General features: G+C 43.5%; 17 protein-coding genes and 1 tRNA gene. 9 read left to right on the top strand and 9 right to left on the bottom strand.

The window, feature by feature from the left end; genetic code table 11:
• Positions 1-2 precede the first annotated feature (2 nt).
• The 5 genes from AB4238_RS18160 to rpsU all read right to left on the bottom strand — a co-directional run bounded on the left by AB4238_RS18160 (position 3) and on the right by rpsU (position 4781).
• Positions 3-79 (bottom strand) — tRNA-Ile (locus AB4238_RS18160).
• Positions 80-323: 244 nt separating this feature from the next.
• Complete coding sequence (gene rpoD / locus AB4238_RS18155) at positions 324-2153, bottom strand: RNA polymerase sigma factor RpoD (protein WP_372034716.1); 1830 nt, start codon at positions 2151-2153, stop codon at positions 324-326.
• Between the two features lie 126 nt (positions 2154-2279).
• Positions 2280-4010, bottom strand: a complete 1731-nt coding sequence (gene dnaG, locus AB4238_RS18150; protein WP_372034715.1) for a DNA primase — start codon at positions 4008-4010, stop codon at positions 2280-2282.
• A gap of 104 nt (positions 4011-4114) precedes the next feature.
• On the bottom strand, positions 4115-4558 hold the full coding sequence (locus AB4238_RS18145) for a GatB/YqeY domain-containing protein (RefSeq protein WP_372034714.1): 444 nt from the start codon (positions 4556-4558) through the stop codon (positions 4115-4117).
• A gap of 7 nt (positions 4559-4565) precedes the next feature.
• Positions 4566-4781, bottom strand: coding sequence for a 30S ribosomal protein S21 (rpsU, locus tag AB4238_RS18140; protein ID WP_020911290.1), 216 nt, complete (start codon positions 4779-4781; stop codon positions 4566-4568).
• A 229-nt stretch (positions 4782-5010) separates the two neighbouring features.
• Here rpsU and tsaD point away from each other — a divergent pair, with 229 nt between their 5' ends.
• Entirely contained in the window at positions 5011-6027 is a 1017-nt protein-coding gene (gene tsaD, locus AB4238_RS18135; protein ID WP_372034713.1) for a tRNA (adenosine(37)-N6)-threonylcarbamoyltransferase complex transferase subunit TsaD, read from the top strand.
• A 74-nt stretch (positions 6028-6101) separates the two neighbouring features.
• Here tsaD and plsY read toward each other — a convergent pair whose 3' ends face one another.
• Positions 6102-6713 (bottom strand): glycerol-3-phosphate 1-O-acyltransferase PlsY, encoded by a 612-nt coding sequence (gene plsY, locus AB4238_RS18130; RefSeq protein ID WP_371990277.1) that lies wholly within the window; start codon positions 6711-6713, stop codon positions 6102-6104.
• A 311-nt stretch (positions 6714-7024) separates the two neighbouring features.
• Between plsY and folB the strand changes: the two genes are divergently transcribed.
• Genes folB through AB4238_RS18105 form a run of 5 tightly spaced genes read left to right on the top strand, consistent with a single transcriptional unit; the run spans position 7025 to position 10516 of the window.
• A complete protein-coding gene (gene folB / locus AB4238_RS18125; protein WP_372034712.1) occupies positions 7025-7378 on the top strand; it encodes a dihydroneopterin aldolase in 354 nt (117 codons plus the stop codon).
• The gene (gene folK, locus AB4238_RS18120; RefSeq protein WP_372034711.1) at positions 7379-7870 is read left to right on the top strand and encodes a 2-amino-4-hydroxy-6-hydroxymethyldihydropteridine diphosphokinase; all 492 of its coding nucleotides are present in this window, start codon (positions 7379-7381) and stop codon (positions 7868-7870) included. It abuts the gene before it with no gap.
• Positions 7871-7894: 24 nt separating this feature from the next.
• A complete protein-coding gene (locus AB4238_RS18115; protein ID WP_372034710.1) occupies positions 7895-8695 on the top strand; it encodes an undecaprenyl-diphosphate phosphatase in 801 nt (266 codons plus the stop codon).
• Positions 8696-8729: 34 nt separating this feature from the next.
• Positions 8730-9563: a putative RNA methyltransferase gene (locus AB4238_RS18110; RefSeq protein ID WP_372034709.1), complete on the top strand. Its 834-nt coding sequence runs from the start codon at positions 8730-8732 to the stop codon at positions 9561-9563.
• Positions 9564-9616: 53 nt separating this feature from the next.
• On the top strand, positions 9617-10516 hold the full coding sequence (locus AB4238_RS18105) for a L,D-transpeptidase family protein (protein ID WP_372034717.1): 900 nt from the start codon (positions 9617-9619) through the stop codon (positions 10514-10516).
• A gap of 201 nt (positions 10517-10717) precedes the next feature.
• Here the strand turns inward: AB4238_RS18105 and AB4238_RS18100 are convergent, their stop codons facing one another.
• Together AB4238_RS18100 and AB4238_RS18095 are read right to left on the bottom strand one after the other, a co-directional pair.
• Complete coding sequence (locus AB4238_RS18100) at positions 10718-10984, bottom strand: Lpp/OprI family alanine-zipper lipoprotein (protein WP_372034708.1); 267 nt, start codon at positions 10982-10984, stop codon at positions 10718-10720.
• 230 nt (positions 10985-11214) lie between these two features.
• Positions 11215-12444, bottom strand: coding sequence for a multifunctional CCA addition/repair protein (locus tag AB4238_RS18095; RefSeq protein ID WP_372034707.1), 1230 nt, complete (start codon positions 12442-12444; stop codon positions 11215-11217).
• Between the two features lie 305 nt (positions 12445-12749).
• On the opposite strand from AB4238_RS18095, the gene AB4238_RS18090 reads away from it, so the two are divergent.
• Together AB4238_RS18090 and AB4238_RS18085 are read left to right on the top strand one after the other, a co-directional pair.
• Positions 12750-14345: an AAA family ATPase gene (locus AB4238_RS18090; protein ID WP_372034706.1), complete on the top strand. Its 1596-nt coding sequence runs from the start codon at positions 12750-12752 to the stop codon at positions 14343-14345.
• Complete coding sequence (locus tag AB4238_RS18085; protein ID WP_372034705.1) at positions 14345-15361, top strand: general secretion pathway protein GspB; 1017 nt, start codon at positions 14345-14347, stop codon at positions 15359-15361. The genes AB4238_RS18090 and AB4238_RS18085 overlap by 1 nt, the downstream gene beginning before the upstream one ends.
• 81 nt (positions 15362-15442) lie before the next feature.
• Here the strand turns inward: AB4238_RS18085 and nhaD are convergent, their stop codons facing one another.
• On the bottom strand, positions 15443-16690 hold the full coding sequence (gene nhaD / locus AB4238_RS18080; protein ID WP_372034704.1) for a sodium:proton antiporter NhaD: 1248 nt from the start codon (positions 16688-16690) through the stop codon (positions 15443-15445).
• A gap of 696 nt (positions 16691-17386) precedes the next feature.
• Between nhaD and AB4238_RS18075 the strand changes: the two genes are divergently transcribed.
• Complete coding sequence (locus AB4238_RS18075) at positions 17387-17572, top strand: hypothetical protein (RefSeq protein ID WP_372034703.1); 186 nt, start codon at positions 17387-17389, stop codon at positions 17570-17572.
• Positions 17573-17627 lie beyond the last annotated feature (55 nt).

The raw sequence follows: 17627 nt of genomic DNA, 5'->3' as shown, positions 1-17627 counted from the left end.
ATTGGTGGCCCCTCCCAGACTCGAACTGGGGACCTGACGATTATGAGTCGTATGCTCTAACCAACTGAGCTAAGGGGCCGACTTAGGATAGTCGTCACTACCGAAAGCGAATAGAAGTATACGAGGTTTAAAAGCGCTTGTCACCTGAGTTTTTCGCTGTTTTTAACTCTAATGGTTCAACTGCTTATCTGTTAATCAATATTAAGTCGATTAGTAAGCGCAGAAACAAAAAAGCTGCCATGAGGCAGCTTTTTCAATGAGTTTTGAATCTATCTAGAGACGACTTGTCTCTTTTCTAAGACTACTCGTCTCTTTATTTAAGACTACTCGTCTAGGAACGACTTCAAAATCTCTGAGCGAGAAGGGTGACGCAACTTACGTAGCGCTTTAGCTTCAATTTGACGAATACGCTCACGCGTTACATCAAACTGCTTACCCACTTCTTCTAACGTGTGGTCGGTGTTCATGTCGATACCAAAACGCATACGCAATACTTTCGCTTCGCGGGCAGTTAGGCCAGCAAGAACTTCATGTGTTGCATTACGTAAGCTTTCGCCAGTCGCTGAGTCTAGTGGTAACTCAAGCGTCGTATCTTCGATAAAGTCACCTAAGTGCGAATCTTCATCGTCACCAATTGGTGTTTCCATTGAGATAGGTTCTTTAGCAATCTTCAATACCTTACGGATCTTGTCTTCAGGCATTAACATGCGCTCAGCAAGCTCTTCAGGTGATGGCTCACGACCCATCTCTTGTAGCATTTGACGAGAGATACGGTTTAGCTTGTTGATCGTCTCTATCATATGTACTGGGATACGAATTGTTCTTGCTTGGTCAGCAATAGAACGAGTAATTGCCTGACGGATCCACCATGTCGCATAAGTTGAGAACTTATAACCACGACGGTATTCGAACTTATCTACCGCTTTCATCAGACCGATGTTACCTTCTTGAATGAGATCCAAGAACTGTAGGCCACGGTTGGTGTACTTTTTAGCAATCGAAATTACTAGACGTAAGTTCGCTTCAACCATCTCTTTCTTTGCTCGGCGTGCTTTTGCTTCACCGATAGACATACGACGGTTGATATCTTTAATCGCGCCAATGGCGAGACCTGTTTCAGTTTCAATCGCGTCAAGCTTTGCACGGCAACGCTGAACATCGAAATCGACCATTTTAAGGCCTTCTGCGTATGGCTTGCCTGATGCTAGCTCTTCATTGAACCATTCGATGCTACTTTCGTTGCTGGTGTATACCTTAACGAAGTTTTTCTTAGGCATTTTCGCTTGTTCAACACAAAGCTTCATGATCAAACGCTCTTGAACACGAACTTTATCCATCATTGCGCGCATGCTTTTTACTAAGCGGTCAAACTGCTTAGGCATCAAGCGGAATTCTTTGAAGATTTCGCCGATTTCAAAAAGGGCTACAGTAGACTCTGGGTGGCCACGACCTTTGATAGAGATGATCTCTAATGCTCTTTCATGAGCGACTCGAAGCGTAGTAAATTTCTCTTTAGCTTCTTCAGGATCAGGACCTTTTGGACCTTCCTCTTCGTCATCATCTTCATCTTCATCGTCTTCATCATCTAATTCTTCATCAGATAGTTCAGAACCAACGTGAGTTGCAGTTGGCGCAACGTCTTCGGCATTTGGATCGATGAAACCAGAGATGATGTCAGATAGTCTAACTTCCTCTGCTTCGTAGCGATCGAACTGCTCTAAGATCATGGCAATTGCTTGTGGATATTCAGCAACTGAAGCTTGAACCGTGTTGATCCCTTCTTCAATACGCTTGGCGATAACAATCTCGCCTTCACGGGTCAGTAGCTCAACCGTACCCATTTCGCGCATGTACATGCGGACTGGGTCAGTAGTACGACCTAATTCAGCTTCCACTGTCGCTAACGCGGCAGCAGCTTCTTCGGCAGCATCATCATCGGTGCTGTCTTCAGACATCATGATTTCATCAGCATCCGGAGCCTGTTCATAGACTCGAATACCCATGTCATTGATCATCTGGATAATATCTTCGATCTGGTCAGAGTCGACCATGTCTGCAGGTAGGTGATCGTTCACTTCTGCGTAGGTTAAGTAACCTTGCTCTTTACCTTTGGCAAGCAACAATTTAAGTTGCGACTGCGGAGTATGATCCATAGATATCATCCAAGTTGGGAAACAGTTAAAACGACGGGCGAAAAACGGCCACGCAAGTCGTTAATTATAGCCTTCGGTGCTTCACTGTGCTAGTCCAAGTGTTTACTTTTGAGGCGGATTTTGAACCTATGCCTTACTTTTAATCACTGAAATTAGCTTGCTTAGCTGTAATCTTTCATCTTTTGTGAGGTTAGTTTTCAAACTCAGCTCTTGGTAGCGTTGCTCCAGATACTGATTGTTTAACCACACTAAGGTGCCTTTTAACTCTTTAAGTAAGTTTTCATCCGCCACTTGATGATCCCATTGGGTCAGTTTTTTTAGGGTGCTGAATTGATTATCGCCCCTGAACTGTTCAAGTAGTTGTGCGCTGCTCATTACTTTGCCGCGAGTTAAATCTAGTACAAGGGCTAGCAAATCAATGCCTGGCATTTGTACGTGTTTTAGCGCGAGTTGCTCAGGTAATTTTTCACCTAGGCGCGGATGCTGTACTAACAATGCAATGGCTAGTCGCAATGGGGTACCACGTCCTTTCAACGCTTTGTGCTGTTTAGGTTTATCGGCCGTCTTAGTCGAAAAGTTAAATTTTCGTTTAAGCTCATCAGCACCGTTCATTCTTAGCTTGTGTGCTAAATCTTCAAGCAGCAGACTCTGCAATACAGTGTCTTGCACTTTTTCTATCAGTTTAATGGCATTTTTTGCCAAAACACTTTTGTCTTCTTTACCAAATTTTTTCGCTAAGTTCTCAAAGAGGAACTCTGGAAGTGCCATGGCTTGGCTAATATTCTGTTCGAACTTTTCTTTACCGATTTGTCTCACTAGCGTGTCAGGATCTTCGCCTTCAGGTAGAAACATGAAGCGAACTTGATTGCCAGGTTTTAACAAGGGCAGTGCGGTTTCAAGTGCACGCCAAGCAGCTTCTTTACCTGCTTTGTCGCCGTCATAACAACAGATAACTTCTTTTGCACTACGCAGTAACAGCTGAAATTGATCAGCGGTAGTTGAAGTACCTAACGACGCAACGGCATAGTCGACGCCAAATTGCCCTAGAGCAACCACGTCCATATAGCCTTCAACAATCAGCACTTGTTGTGGATCACGATGACGCTGTTTTAGCTCATATAATCCATAAAGCTCATTGCCCTTATGAAATATGGGCGTTTCTGGAGAATTCAAGTACTTTGGCGTACCTTCTCCTAAAACTCTGCCACCAAAGCCAATAACTCGGCCGCGTCTGTCCCTAATCGGGAACATTAATCGATCGCGAAACCTGTCATAGCGCTTACCGCTGTCATTCTCGATGACCATGCCGGCAGTGAGTAGCTTGTTCTGTGAATCTTGGTTCTGACGATATCGGCTTAATAAACCGTCCCATCCATCGGGAGCAAAACCAATATTAAAATGTTCGACTACCTCTTTTGAAAGCCCACGATGGGCTAAGTAATCAAGCACTTTTTGTTTATCTGGGTGTTGTCTTAACTGACTTTGAAAGAATAAGCTCGACTCTTCCATCAGTTGGTATAAATCACGACTAAGCTCTTGATTGCGAGGCTTACCAGTACCTTGTTCCTGAGGAACTTCTAACCCTAACTGTCCAGCGAGTTCTTCAATTGCATCCACGAAATCAAGTCGGTCATATTCCATGACAAAATCAATAACATTTCCGTGTGCGCCGCAGCCAAAACAATGGTAAAACTGCTTGTCTCTACTAACGGTGAAAGAGGGAGATTTTTCGCTATGAAAAGGACAACAGGCAGAGTGGTTTTTACCCGCCTTCTTTAGGGGCACTTTAGGGTCGATTAAGTCGACAATGTCAGTGCGAGCTACTAGCTCATTGATAAAATCACGAGGTATCGCCATTAGTGTTGTTAAATGCCGCCTTTAATTTCGTGAAGTTAAAATAGAGAAAATCGAAAACAAACAAGCCGCGCAAAAGCACGGCTTATTCATCATTAAAACTAAAACTACTTGAGTTTTGCACGGATCATAGCGCCAATTGCCGCCATATCTGCTCTGCCCATTACTTTAGGTTTTAATGATCCCATTACTTTACCCATGTCCGCCATGGAGGATGCGCCCATCTCAGAGATGCTTGCATCAACTAGCACAACAATTTCCTCTTCAGTAAGAGGTTGAGGCAGAAACTCTTCAAGTACTTGAATTTCATCTGCTTCAATTTGTGCTAATTCGTCACGTCCTGCTGCTGCATATTGAGCAATAGAATCACGACGCTGTTTAACCATTTTGGTTAAGACCGCTATAGCTTGGTCATCATTCAAAGATTCGCGGGTATCCACTTCAATTTGTTTGATGGCCGCTAGTGCCATACGAATAGTCCCCAAGCGTACCTTTTGTTTGGCACGCATGGCGGCTTTCATTTGCTCTTTTAGCTGATCAATTAGGCTCATAATGAGATTAGTATAAACGTACGCGACGTGCGTTTTCGCGAGAAAGCTTCTTAGCAAGACGCTTGATAGCAGCGGCTTTAGCACGTTTACGTGCAGTAGTTGGCTTCTCGTAGAATTCACGAGCGCGAACGTCAGCTAAGATACCAGCTTTTTCACAAGAGCGCTTGAAACGACGAAGAGCTACGTCGAATGGTTCGTTTTCACGTACTTTAATAATTGGCATACGCCATCACCCCTTAGGTGTAGGTTGTATTGAGACAATTACTTGACTCAGATAATTTAAAAATGGTGCGGAATTCTATACCGACTCGCCCCCTGTTGTAAACCCTTATTAGTGATCAGAATGATGTCTATTCGCTAATAATCGACTTAGATGGCGGTTGTGCTATGGAGTAATTAAAGCACAGCAGGTAGAATTGTCGGCAATATATATGAAGTAAAGATGAGAAACAATGCGGGTTTTAGGAATAGAGACATCTTGTGATGAAACTGGGATAGCCGTTTACGATGACGAGAAAGGGCTTCTATCACATACCTTATATAGTCAGGTTAAATTGCACGCCGATTACGGTGGCGTCGTTCCTGAGCTGGCGTCTCGTGATCATGTTCGCAAAATCGTGCCGCTGATCCGTCAAGCGTTAGCTGATGCCGATATGACCATAGAAGATATTGACGGTATTGCTTACACCAAAGGCCCGGGGCTTATTGGTGCCTTGCTTGTAGGTGCTTGTGTCGGTCGCGCGTTAGCGTTTTCATGGGACAAGCCGGCAATAGGTGTACATCACATGGAAGGGCATTTGCTGGCGCCAATGCTTGAAGATGACGTACCTGAATTTCCATTTCTTGCGTTATTAGTATCGGGTGGTCATTCAATGCTTGTGGGCGTTGAAGGAATTGGTCGTTATGAGGTTTTAGGTGAGTCTGTAGATGATGCAGCAGGCGAAGCGTTTGATAAGACTGCTAAGTTAATGGGGCTTGATTATCCTGGTGGACCGAGATTGTCGAAATTGGCTGCTAAAGGTGTGGCTAATAGCTATCGTTTCCCAAGACCGATGACAGATAAGCCTGGACTTAATTTTAGTTTCTCAGGGCTTAAGACATTTGCAGCAAATACCATTGCGGCAGAACCAAACGACGAGCAGACAAGAGCTAACATCGCTTGTGCCTTTGAAGAGGCGGTGGTTGATACCTTAGCCATAAAATGTAAGCGAGCCTTGAAGCAAACGGGTTACCAGCGTTTAGTGATTGCTGGGGGAGTAAGTGCCAATACCCGTCTACGCGCTCAATTAGCTGAAATGATGACTAACCTTGGTGGTAAGGTGTTTTATCCACGTGGCGAGTTTTGTACTGATAATGGCGCAATGATCGCTTATGCGGGCCTGCAGCGCTTGAAAGCAGGGCAGACTGATGATCTTGCTGTTAAAGGTCAGCCAAGATGGCCGCTGGATACTTTAGAACCTGTCGATTAACTACTGGCTATCAATATAAAAACGGCGCTACTGGCGCCGTTTTTTTATGGCCTTTGCCACGTAAGGTGATATTTTTATAGGCTTTTATTACGCCTTTTACGAGACACTTTAGATTCTTCACCTTTTAACAGGCGTTTAATATTGTCACGGTGACGGATCACGATAAGTGTTGAAAGCATCGCCACAGGAATGGTAAATCTGTCGTCGAGCCACCAAGTATAAACAGGTGCGAGCAGTGCTGTGCAAATAGCAGCAAAAGAGGAGTAGCGAGTGATTAAGACTATGATAGCCCAAGTGAGCATTAGGTATAGTGCTAAAAAATGACCAATTGGCGCCATAGCACCAAAAGCCGTTGCCACTCCTTTGCCACCTTTAAAGCCAAAGAATATTGGAAAGATATGGCCTAGGCAGGCGGCTATAGCAATTAACCCTAAAGAGATTGGATCAACGCCTAATCTAAAAGCTAGGTAAGTGGGAGCTGCTCCTTTGAGCATATCAAAAAATAACACGAGTGCTGCAGAACTTGCACCGCCTATGCGCAGCACATTGGTGGCTCCGGGGTTTCCCGAACCTTCCGTTCTAGGGTCGGGCAAGCCACGCATTTTACACACAAGAACAGCACTCGATATTGAGCCTGCCAAATAGGCGCCCATTATCATTAATATTGTTAGTGCTATTGTGGTCAAATTGGTTTCCTTATCCGTCTTAGGGTATTATCGCGCCACACAAAAAAATGCTCTTTATATTCAACTGACAGCCTTATGGGTTTGGCAGTGAATGGGAGCATAAAAACAGCTTTGAATATCTCTATTAGCTACCTTGCTATAAAAGCGGCTGTTTTTATTAATTCTTTATTTACGAGAACTTATCCTACTTGGATTTGTTCTTGTTCGAAAGAGCCATAGAGCAATATCTCAGCTTTGCGACGGATTATATCCTTTTTGTTCGTTTTAGCTTATCAGACCTCAGTGGCAATGATTAAGGTTTTGGAGAAAACATGGATAAAGTACTGATTAGAGAACTTAAAATAGAAACCGTTATTGGGATCTATGAATGGGAAAAACAGATCCATCAAACCTTGTTACTGGATTTAGATATGGCGTGGGATAATCGTTTGGCAGCGGCAAGCGATGCCTACGAGAACGCGCTTTGCTATGAAACAGTATCGAATCGACTCACTGCGCTAATCACTGAAAAGCCTATAGAGCTAATTGAAACTGTTGCTGAGTTGGTTGCTAGCTGTGTGATGAGTGAGTTCAATGTACCTTGGGTTAAAGTCAAAGTGATGAAACCTGGGGCAGTACCTACTGCTGTTGCTGTTGGTGTCGAGATAGAAAGAGGTCATGCATAAATGGCCAAGATCTACATCAGTTTAGGTAGCAATATTGAGCCAGTTCGCTACCTTAAGGCTGCATTAATTGATTTGGATTATCATTTTGATGAGCTAGTGCTGTCATCGGTTTTTGAAAGCGAAGCTGTAGGCTTTGATGGGACTAACTTCCTTAATATGGTGGTTGCAGCCGAAACCGAATTATCAATTGAAGACGTCGTCGCGAGATTCAAACAAATTGAACAAGATCATGGTCGCGTAGTGGGCGCTAAAAAGTTTGCTGCAAGAACCTTAGATCTTGATCTACTGCTTTATAATGACATCGTTTGTCAGAAGCCGATAGAACTGCCCCGTGCCGAAATCTTATACAACGCATTTGTGCTTTGGCCGTTAGCTGAGATAGCCCCAGAGCTTCAACATCCTGTTGTTTTGGAATCATATCAGTCGCTCTGGAACGAATACGATAAATCACAACAAAAATTATGGCCTATTGAGTTCAATTGGTCTGCTTAAGTCGCTTTTTAAAATAGGATAGTTATGGACACGTTTCAGGTGATTATATTGGCGCTAATTCAAGGCCTCACCGAGTTTTTACCGATCTCAAGCTCTGCACATCTGATCTTACCGGCGCAATTATTAGATTGGCAGGATCAAGGGTTATCTTTTGATGTGGCAGTGAATACGGGGTCATTACTCGCCGTGGTAATGTATTTCCGAAAAGAATTGTTTTCTATGTTTATGGCTTGGACTGGCAGTATCGCCAGCGGCAAACAGACCCAAGAGAGTAAGTTGTCTTGGTGGATTATATTGGCCACCATTCCAGCGGTAATTGTTGGTTTTACTGCCAAAGGCTTTATTGAAACGTATTTGCGAAATATTGAAGTGATCGCTGCAACGACTATCATTTTTGGCTTGCTGCTTTGGTGGGCAGATAAGATGCAGCGTCAAGGTTTTAATGAATTCCAAGTCGGTTGGAAAAAAGCGTTAGTTATTGGTATCGCTCAAGCTATGGCGCTTATTCCGGGGACGTCGCGTTCAGGCGCTACAATTACTGCAGCACTTATGCTTGGGCTTAGTCGTGAAGCAGCGGCAAGATTCTCATTTTTGATGTCGGTACCTGTGAGCCTCGGAGCGGCTATTTTGGTGACGAAAGATCTGATTTCAAGTGGTCAAGCTATTGATTATCAAGCTCTGGGGTTAGGCATCGTGGTGTCATTTGCAGCCGCTTATGTGTGTATCCATTACTTCTTGAAGATTATTAGTAAAATGGGCATGACACCATTTGTGATCTACCGATTAGCGCTAGGCGCCGTCCTGTGTGGCTTTATCTTCCTGTAAAGCTAGACTTAATTATTTGAATCGTGAGCGTGTTATGAACAGTATTTATCTTTGCCCAATATGCCAATCAGACTTAATGGTACATGAAGAGTCTAAAGGGCTACATTGTGAGAATAAGCATCACTTTGACAAAAATGAGCAGGGATACTGGCTCTTTGGCCAGGTTAAAAAGCCTAAAATTGATTCAAGAGCTGTGATGCGTGCTAAACGCTATGTACTTGAATCTGGAATTTATGTACCACTAGCACAAAAACTGGCAGAGATGATTGGGAGCTTACCTCACTTTTCAGCAGGTAAGTCGCTGTCTCAGTTAGATTACGACTGCGGTGAAGGTTATTTTTTGAGAACGGTTAAGGACATTCTTGCTGAGCAACAACCTGATATTGCTGTTGAGCAAACTGGGATCTCTGAAGCTGAGAACGCTATTTTTGCTGCAGCTAAGTCGCAAAGTGGACCGACTTATATCGTGTCAAACTTAAAGCACTTGCCAATTAAAGATGAAAGCTTTGATTTAGTGACCTTAATTGACAAGCAGCTTAAAGGTAAAGAGTTAACGCGAGTGCTCAAGCAAGATGGGATTTTATTACAGGTGGCAGCAGGCCCTAGACATTTGTGGCAGATAAGAGAGTTTATCTATCCAGATCTGACTGAAAAACCTGTTAACCATAATTTGCCAAAAGAGCTTGAGCTAGTCCAGAGTGAGCGACTGTCGATTAAGGTGAGTGTTTCCGGTGAGCAAGCAATAGCGTTACTTGAAATGACGCCTTATGCTTGGCGCGCCAACGACAATACGCGCCATCATATTCAACAGGCTAAGTTCGATTCACTAGAGATAGATTTTGTGATTAATTTGATGACTAGAAAATAGTTGTCGCTCAGGGTAATCTTGGTTTATTCAACCTAATGGAATTTTATATACTGATGATGCGTACATTGCTGTTGTTCATCTTAGCTGCTTTACCGCTAGTTTCATTTGCTAACGTGTATCAGATCCCGCAAGACGGAAGTCGTCTCGTGGGTGAGTTACAAGAGCATGTAGTAGCAAAGGGCGATTATTTTCAAACCATCTCTAAACAATACAACATAGGTATTTTGGAGTTAATGGAATCCAACCCAGGTGTTGATCCATTTTTACCAAGACCTGGTACGCGTTTATTAATCCCAACCCAGATGTTGTTGCCTGACGTTCCGCATAAAGGGGTGGTTATTAACTTAGCTGAGCTGAGATTGTACTACTTTCCTAAAGGTGGTCAGGAAGTGCACGTATTTCCTGTTGGTATAGGTCGAATAGGCCGAGAGACGCCAGAGATGGTGACTCGGATAAAATCTCGGATCCCTAACCCAAGCTGGACACCACCGGCGAGTATCCGCAAAGAGCATTTAGAGGAGCGCGGTGAGGAGTTGCCAAGAGTGGTATTGGCAGGCCCTGATAATCCATTAGGTAAATACGCTATTCAGCTTTCTTATGGTGACGGAAGCTACTTGATCCATGGAACCAATAAGGACTTTGGAATTGGCATGCGAGTCAGTGCGGGTTGTATCCGTTTAAACCCTGATGATATCGAGTGGCTCTTTAATAAAGTTAAGTATGGTGACTCCGTCACTGTTATTAACCAGACCGTTAAAACCTCAACTGAACCTGATGGTCGACAAATCATAGAAGTACATTCGCCTTTGTCTGAATCTGAAGGGCAAAGCAATCGTGTGATTGAGATGAATCGTGATGTGGTTGAATTTATTGGGCAAGAGGATGTTGATTACACCAAAGCTAATGACGCCTTACTGACTCAAAATGGTATACCCGTCAATATTCAAAGCTAGTCGCACTAAAGCTTGGTTGAATTAGGCGTCCATATTTGGGCGCTTTTTTATATCTGGATTTTGGTTGATATGAGACGGAGGGGACTGCAGATAAATTTAAGGCTTGGTTTGGTGTGTGTCACTATGCGTGTCACATTTGTTCACCATAAACCAAGCCTTTGGAGTTAACCTATTGAAAAATAGATTAGTTCCTAAACGTAATTACTTCTTGTAAGAAGACGCTACGTTGTCGATACGGTCGTTAGCACGCTTAGCTTCTGCTTGTGCGTCCATAGCTGCTGCTTTTGCATCATTGATGTCTGCAGACAGTTTACCTTGATCAGATTTTAGAGAGCTTACTTCAGCTGAAAGCTGGTCAACTTTGTTACCTAGGTTTGCAACGCTTTCTTCAAGAGCAGTAGTGTTTGCACAGCCACCTAGAAGGGCAGTCATTGCTACACCAGCAATCATAAGTACTTTTTTATTCATCGGGAATTCCCTATATTTAGGTTGGATTAAATAAGCACAGCTGCACATAACAACTGAACAGTCTAATTATGTCATAGAAAAAATTTTTTGCTATGCATTTTAGTGCTAAGGTCTGAATACCTTAGCGAATATTTGCTCAAATGCAAGCTAAGTGCAATTTTTATGCTAAGTAACACAAATATAATACTAGACCATTAATATAGATATTTGCTGAATTTTTTGTATTTTTCCTATTTTTCGAGATCTCGTTTTATTTCTCGCACTGCTTCAATACGCTGCGCGGTAAGTTGCAATCTGATCTCCGCACCTTTATAGCCTGCATCAATTATGTCCTTCACTGCAACATCGGCCGCCGCTTTAAAACATTGCAGAATGTAGCTAGCTTGAGGGTAGGGGGAAAGTTCAAAACCGGTGCGACCTTTAGCATCCGCTTCACAGCTGAGTAGTAATTGCTGAAGACGATGTGGCTTACGCCAAAAATCTGCTTTATCAAAAAGCTTCACTATGGTTTCGGCTCTAAGCTCATAGGCGTTATGGATATTCTGATGCTGATCGCTAACCAGTAATGCAAGGTCACGGTATTCATTAGGAACCCTAAAACGCTCACAAAGCGCCTTAATAAGAGGTAAGCCTTTCTGACCATGACCATGGTGTTTTGGCAGTGTCTCTTTTGGACTTAACGCTTTACCAAGATCATGCACTAATGAAGCAAAGCGCACGGCGTTATCGTTAGATAGCTTAGCTGCTTGCTCAAGCACCATTAAGGTGTGCACTCCTGAGTCGATTTCTGGATGCCATTGTTCGGGTTGTGGTACACCAAAAAGCGCATCAATCTCTGGAAACAACACGGTTAATGCACTGCACTCCTTAAGTACGCTAAAGAAAACCTGTGGTGCATCGGATGACAATGCTTTATCGAGTTCGATATAGACTCGTTCAGCGGTTAACGCTTCGAGTTCGCCACTTTGGCTTATCTTAGCCATTAGTGTCTTTGTCTCGTCTGCGATGCTAAAGCCAAGGCTATGGAATCGAGCTGCAAAGCGGGCTACTCGTAAAACACGCAACGGATCTTCTATAAAAGCATCTGAAACATGCCTTAAGATCCGATTATTAATATCGTTAATCCCATTGAATGGGTCATATCTATTTCCAGCATCATCTTCAGCAATAGCATTGACTGTTAAATCTCTTCGAAGCAGATCTTGTTCAAGGGTGACACTTGGCGCGGCATCCACACTAAAACCACCATATCCGGCAGCGGTTTTTCGCTCTGTTCTAGCGAGTGCATACTCTTGTTGAGTTTTCGGATGCAAGAATACTGGAAAGTCTTTGCCGACCTGCTTATAACCTTGAGCTAGCATCTGCTCTGGTGTCGCGCCAACCACCATATAATCACGATCTTTAATTGGTAGGTTTAACAAACTATCGCGGACAGCGCCGCCAACAAGGTAAATTTTCACAGTAACGCTCATTTATGGACATAAGTGCTAGTTTAGCATGGATAAATTGATGTTCGGTGTCAAAATCAGCCACGATAGACCTCTTACTTTAGCCGTTTAAGTTGTAGCAAGTTTTGACAACGGTTGTGCTTGGCTTTAACGTGAGTGCAATTTCTACATTTCTGTCATTACGCAAAGTGTTTGCTGATACGCTTATCGCCCATAAGAGGGTCGCTTGCGAGCATCAAAGCGTTTGAATAACTGCAGAGCGACTCATCATGCCCATCGTGGTCGATGAGTGGCTCTAAAAAAGGATTGAAAGCGGTATGTATAAGGCTTTTTTCGGGTTAAAAGACAATCCATTTTCGATTGCACCTAACCCTCATTATCTATTTTTAAGTGACCGTCACAGAGAAGCACTGGCACACCTAACCTATGGTTTAGGTGAGACTGGAGGCTTTGTATTGTTGACGGGGGAAGTGGGGACCGGTAAGACAACGGTATCACGCTGTTTGCTTAATCAGCTACCTGAGAACACAGATACTGCCTTTATCTTAAATCCAGCCTTAACTGAGCTAGAGTTACTCGCGACTCTATGTGATGAATTAAAGATAAGTTACGGTGAGTCGCCAACCTTAAAGCAGCTGACTGACCGCATAAGTACCTTTCTTCTCGATAACCACAGTAAAGGGCGCAATACCGTTCTTATTATTGACGAAGCACAGCACCTTAAAGCAGAAGTGCTTGAGCAGCTAAGGTTACTAACCAACTTAGAAACCGATACTAAAAAACTGCTGCAAGTTATTTTAATTGGGCAGCCTGAACTGCAACAGTTGCTTAAACGTCAGGAACTGCGACAGTTAGCTCAACGTATCACAGCGCGTTACCATTTGTTGCCGCTTACCGTTGAAGAGGTTGCGCTATATGTGCAGCACAGATTGCAAGTAGCCGGACGTCATGAACCACTATTTCACAAAAGTGCAGTAAAAGCCCTCCATAAACACAGCGGCGGGATCCCAAGACTTATCAACTTGTTGTGTGAACGTGCTCTTATGGCCAGTTACGGCCAGTCTAAAGTGCCAATTGACAACAAAATGATCAATATGGCATCTGTTGAAGTTTTAGGTGAGGAGCCTGAAAAGCGTAATATTTGGTTACCGGCTGGAGTTGCTGCGGCATTAGTGTTGACCTTTAGTGGCGCATTTTATCTCTTTAGCCAAGATGCGACGCATTTAGTCAGCAAGGCTGATACTGCGCAAGCCAGTAACAAACCGGCAGTAGCGACAGCTCCCAAGCTAGACAGTAGTCAACGAGTACTTAAAAGTGCAATAGCGCAAAGCCGTGATATTGATAATGCCTATGCCAGCATATTAGGTCTATGGGGGAAAACACCCTATATAGGTTTAACGGCTTGTCAGTCGGCGAAGCAGCAGGGACTCTCTTGTTATCAACAGCAGGGCAATTGGAATTCAATTGTGAGATTGAATTTTCCTGCCGTTGTTTATCTAGTTGATGAGCAGCAACAAGCATTTTACGGCACAGTGGTTGCGAGACAAGGTGAGCAAATACTATTGCAGCTTAACGAGCAGCAATTGTGGGTTAAACGCGATTGGTTTACTCGTCACTTTAGTGGAACATTTGAGATCTTATGGCAAGCGCCAAAGAGCCAGGTCAACGAAATCGGTAAGTCAGCCAATCAGGCGCAACTGCAATGGCTAGAGAATAGTTTAGCGATAATCAATGAGTCTTCACCAAGGTTAGTCAGCGAATTTGACAGTCATCTTGAGCAAAAAGTAAAAGCGTTTCAACGTCAGCATGGACTGCGAGCAGACGGAATTGCAGGGGCGCAAACATTGGTCCAGCTCAACCTCTACTTAAGTGATATTGGCCCACGCTTAGGTCAATCTAAGAGGTTGTATTAATGTCTATTTTACTTGACGCTGTCACGCGGGATAAGCAGCAATCACAAGCTATCCAGCATGATGTTGTTTTGACGCCGCGCGCACCGTACCAAACGCATAATAATGAATATCGAGCAGCAAAAACTATAGCGCTTTTTGCTAGCTTGTTTTTGTTCGTTATTGGGCTAGCTTGGATTTTGAGTCAAGTACTGCTAAAACCTGCGGTTAACAGCCAAAATGCTCAACAAACCATCGGCAATACGCCGCAAATTGAAACTCAACAACAGACGGCGCAGACTGTGAGCAGTGAGCTGTCATTTAATGCCGCTGGCGTTAAGCTTGCCGGAAAGGTAGCGTTACCTGTCGCGCAGGCGATGCCAATAGCAGATGTATCTAGCTACCAACGACAATCTGTGAGTGTAAACGAGATTGTCGATAACTCTGGCAGTTCGGGTAAGAATGAGCAGCAAGGCTTATTAGCAGCGGTGCTAGAAGCGCAGAAAAGTGTTGAAGCAGATACGGCCAATAGGGTTGAAAGCACTAAATCAAACAGTGGTGATGCAGAGCCGATTATTTTAGGCGCTAATGCGAACCAACGTGGCCAAGATATGCTGGCATCGCTGCAGTATGAAGTTGATCTTGCTGCGGCTGATGTCGGTTTGGATAGGCAACCTAAACCACAAAATAATAATAACCTAGTGGCTGCATTTGAAGCCGCGCTAAAAGAAGTTGAGCGTGAAAACGCGGTAGCAACACCAGTCACGCAACCTGACTTAGATCCTATTCCGACCACCCCAAAATCGGATGCCATCCCTAAGTACGGGCAGTTGCCAGCAGGGCTTCAACTACAAGTGCCTGAATTCAATATTAATGCACATGTCTATTCAAGTGTCGCAGATAATCGTTGGTTGAATGTCGATGGCAAAGAGCTGCAACAGGGCGATATGATCCAAGGGAAGTTAACTATCGTCGAGATCCGTCCGCGTGATGTGGTTCTGTCCATTGAAGGGACTGAGTTTAAAGTCCCCGCCATTTAACGATGAAGTTTCGGTAAGGTGTGTATTGAACTCAAACCATAAAAAAGGCCTAAAAACTGTTAGGCCTTTTTTAGTTTGGTATTAACCATAGAAATGGTAAGCCAACAGTAAAGTAAGGCCATAACCTACGCTATAACAAAGTGCAAGCGCGGGTACAAACTTAAGGTAGCTAACAAAGGTTAACTCTTTCACTTTGCTCATGGCGATAATGCCTGCGGCGGAACCAATGACCAGCAGTGAACCACCCACACCCACAGAGTAAGTTAACCCTAGCCATTCAGGGGTATTAAGTACGGGTTCGGCCTTTAACAAAGCAGCTGTTAGTGGCACGTTATCGAGCAGTGCTGAACCTATACCTGCTACAAAGTTTGATATATTAGGATCGAACTGAGAATAGACCTGAGTGAGCAGGTCAAGAGTGCCAATTTCTTTCAGCATCCCCACTAGCAATAAAATGCCTAAGAAGAATAACAAGGTGTCGTATTCTACTTGGCGAATATACTCCAAAATCTGCAACTCCTCTTTGTTGCTGCGAGTCGTATGACCCACGAGGAACATTACCGACAAGCCGGTTAAGAAAGTTAACACCGGAGGGATCCCAAACAAGATATTGAGTGCCATGGTCAGCACAATGGTGCTGAAGAAAATCACCGCGATAATTATATCGACTGAACGCACCTCTCTTTTAATCGGCGTGGTGCTCACTTCCCCTTCAGCCTTTAGCGAGAAAAGCACTGCAAGCAGCATGACGCTAACAGCAGCCGGTACAAATAACAGCAGTAGTTCAGACATATGTACATGGCCGCCAAGGAAAATCATCAATGTGGTCACGTCACCAGTAATGAGTGCTACTCCGCCAGAGTTAACAGCGAAGATTATCAGCACAGCCATACGTCGGCGCATCTGTTTATCGAGCTTAAAGGTGGTCAGTAATCCTAAAGATACTAAGGTTGCTGTCACGTTGTCACAGATGGCTGAAAGCACCAGAGAAAACAGTGCGACTTGCAACATTAACATCCGCACAGAGACTCGTTGTGGGAATAGCTTTTGTACCAGTATTTGGATCATACCCTTTGCATTGAGGTAAGCGACAAATGTCATTGTCGACATAAGGAATAACCATAATGTGGCTATTTCAAGCAAGTTTTCGTTTAGCTGCTCTTCGATTAACTTCTCATGGCCAGGATCTCCAGCGGCCATAAAAAGTGCAATCCAAGAGATACATCCGAAAAATAGGGTTGTTTTAGCTTTATTGAGATGGGTAACTTCTTCAAACACAATACTTAACAACGCAAGTACTGCTAGCGATATTAGAAATGCGTACAACATAGGGCGACTCACAGGCGATTTTTATATTGGATACTGAAATCAGTATTATTCTGCTACTAAGAAAGATAGCGTAGCGCTTTGGAAAGTAGAGTTTTGTGCGGAGTCAATTTACTGTTGCAAGCTATCGATTAAGGTTATGGAGAGGATCTTCCCAAAATCTATAAACCAAGATACAGCGTATTAAAATCCATTGACGAAGGCTTTACGCAGTCCAGCTCCAGAACGTATCAATTCAAAAGTGTTATCCGCTTCTAATCTTAATGCGCTTTGAACCTAACTCATGCAATGCCTAAGACATTCACATTTCCAAATTGTTTGGCTAACTATTTAAGCTTTCCTTGATAGAGCGCGGCGATCAGACCACAGTGAAAAACAGAACGCAACCGTTATCTAGTTCAAGGTTTTATTAAAACCGTGATTCAAGCCGTGTGTTTTTTGGTTTTTTGTAGTGTTTCGGACTTATTTTTATGTAATTACTAGTGGTATGTATTGTTGTGGTTTTGGGTTTGCTGTTGATCGCAGTAGGGTAACCTGAGTAAGTCGAATGATTAATTTTCGTTAACTTAATGCTTAAGTAGCTAAAGCTAAATGTGACTTAAAATTGTCACTGTCAAGTTATTGGCTGCTCAGTAAATGAACAGTGTGTTATGCTCAAAATAAATACTGACTACAACATTTAGTGATTGGGGCAAAGCAATGGCGTTTTTTGTTCGAAGTTTTTTACTGTTAGGGGCGATTGTTTGGTTGCTTGTCAGTTTGAAACAACTTGTTGGATTGGGTGTTTTTGAAAATCCAGGTTTAGTTCGAGACAACCTAACCTTATTGGCACAGGCGTTAGTTGCAATGGTTGTGATTAAAACATCGGTCAAGGCTAAGGATTAAACCTTTGAGCTGGCAATAAAAAAGGAACACTGAAGTGTTAATGCCGGTCAGTTAA

The sequence above is a fragment of the Shewanella sp. 10N.286.45.A1 genome, assembly GCF_041470405.1.
Taxonomy (GTDB): Bacteria; Pseudomonadota; Gammaproteobacteria; order Enterobacterales; family Shewanellaceae; genus Shewanella.
The sequence above is the reverse complement of the archived record's forward strand: the minus strand, read 5'-3'. Positions and strand labels throughout refer to the sequence as shown.

What these genes read in the sequence shown, in the direction of transcription:
- rpoD (WP_372034716.1), bottom strand. Translation starts at nt 2,153, where the DNA reads ATGGATCATACTCCGCAGTCGCAACTTAAATTGTTGCTTGCCAAAGGT.
- dnaG (WP_372034715.1), bottom strand. Translation starts at nt 4,010, where the DNA reads ATGGCGATACCTCGTGATTTTATCAATGAGCTAGTAGCTCGCACTGAC.
- AB4238_RS18145 (WP_372034714.1), bottom strand. Translation starts at nt 4,558, where the DNA reads ATGAGCCTAATTGATCAGCTAAAAGAGCAAATGAAAGCCGCCATGCGT.
- rpsU (WP_020911290.1), bottom strand. Translation starts at nt 4,781, where the DNA reads ATGCCAATTATTAAAGTACGTGAAAACGAACCATTCGACGTAGCTCTT.
- tsaD (WP_372034713.1), top strand. Translation starts at nt 5,011, where the DNA reads ATGCGGGTTTTAGGAATAGAGACATCTTGTGATGAAACTGGGATAGCC.
- folB (WP_372034712.1), top strand. Translation starts at nt 7,025, where the DNA reads ATGGATAAAGTACTGATTAGAGAACTTAAAATAGAAACCGTTATTGGG.
- folK (WP_372034711.1), top strand. Translation starts at nt 7,379, where the DNA reads ATGGCCAAGATCTACATCAGTTTAGGTAGCAATATTGAGCCAGTTCGC.
- AB4238_RS18115 (WP_372034710.1), top strand. Translation starts at nt 7,895, where the DNA reads ATGGACACGTTTCAGGTGATTATATTGGCGCTAATTCAAGGCCTCACC.
- AB4238_RS18110 (WP_372034709.1), top strand. Translation starts at nt 8,730, where the DNA reads ATGAACAGTATTTATCTTTGCCCAATATGCCAATCAGACTTAATGGTA.
- AB4238_RS18105 (WP_372034717.1), top strand. Translation starts at nt 9,617, where the DNA reads ATGATGCGTACATTGCTGTTGTTCATCTTAGCTGCTTTACCGCTAGTT.
- AB4238_RS18100 (WP_372034708.1), bottom strand. Translation starts at nt 10,984, where the DNA reads ATGAATAAAAAAGTACTTATGATTGCTGGTGTAGCAATGACTGCCCTT.
- AB4238_RS18090 (WP_372034706.1), top strand. Translation starts at nt 12,750, where the DNA reads ATGTATAAGGCTTTTTTCGGGTTAAAAGACAATCCATTTTCGATTGCA.
- AB4238_RS18085 (WP_372034705.1), top strand. Translation starts at nt 14,345, where the DNA reads ATGTCTATTTTACTTGACGCTGTCACGCGGGATAAGCAGCAATCACAA.
- nhaD (WP_372034704.1), bottom strand. Translation starts at nt 16,690, where the DNA reads ATGTTGTACGCATTTCTAATATCGCTAGCAGTACTTGCGTTGTTAAGT.
- AB4238_RS18075 (WP_372034703.1), top strand. Translation starts at nt 17,387, where the DNA reads ATGGCGTTTTTTGTTCGAAGTTTTTTACTGTTAGGGGCGATTGTTTGG.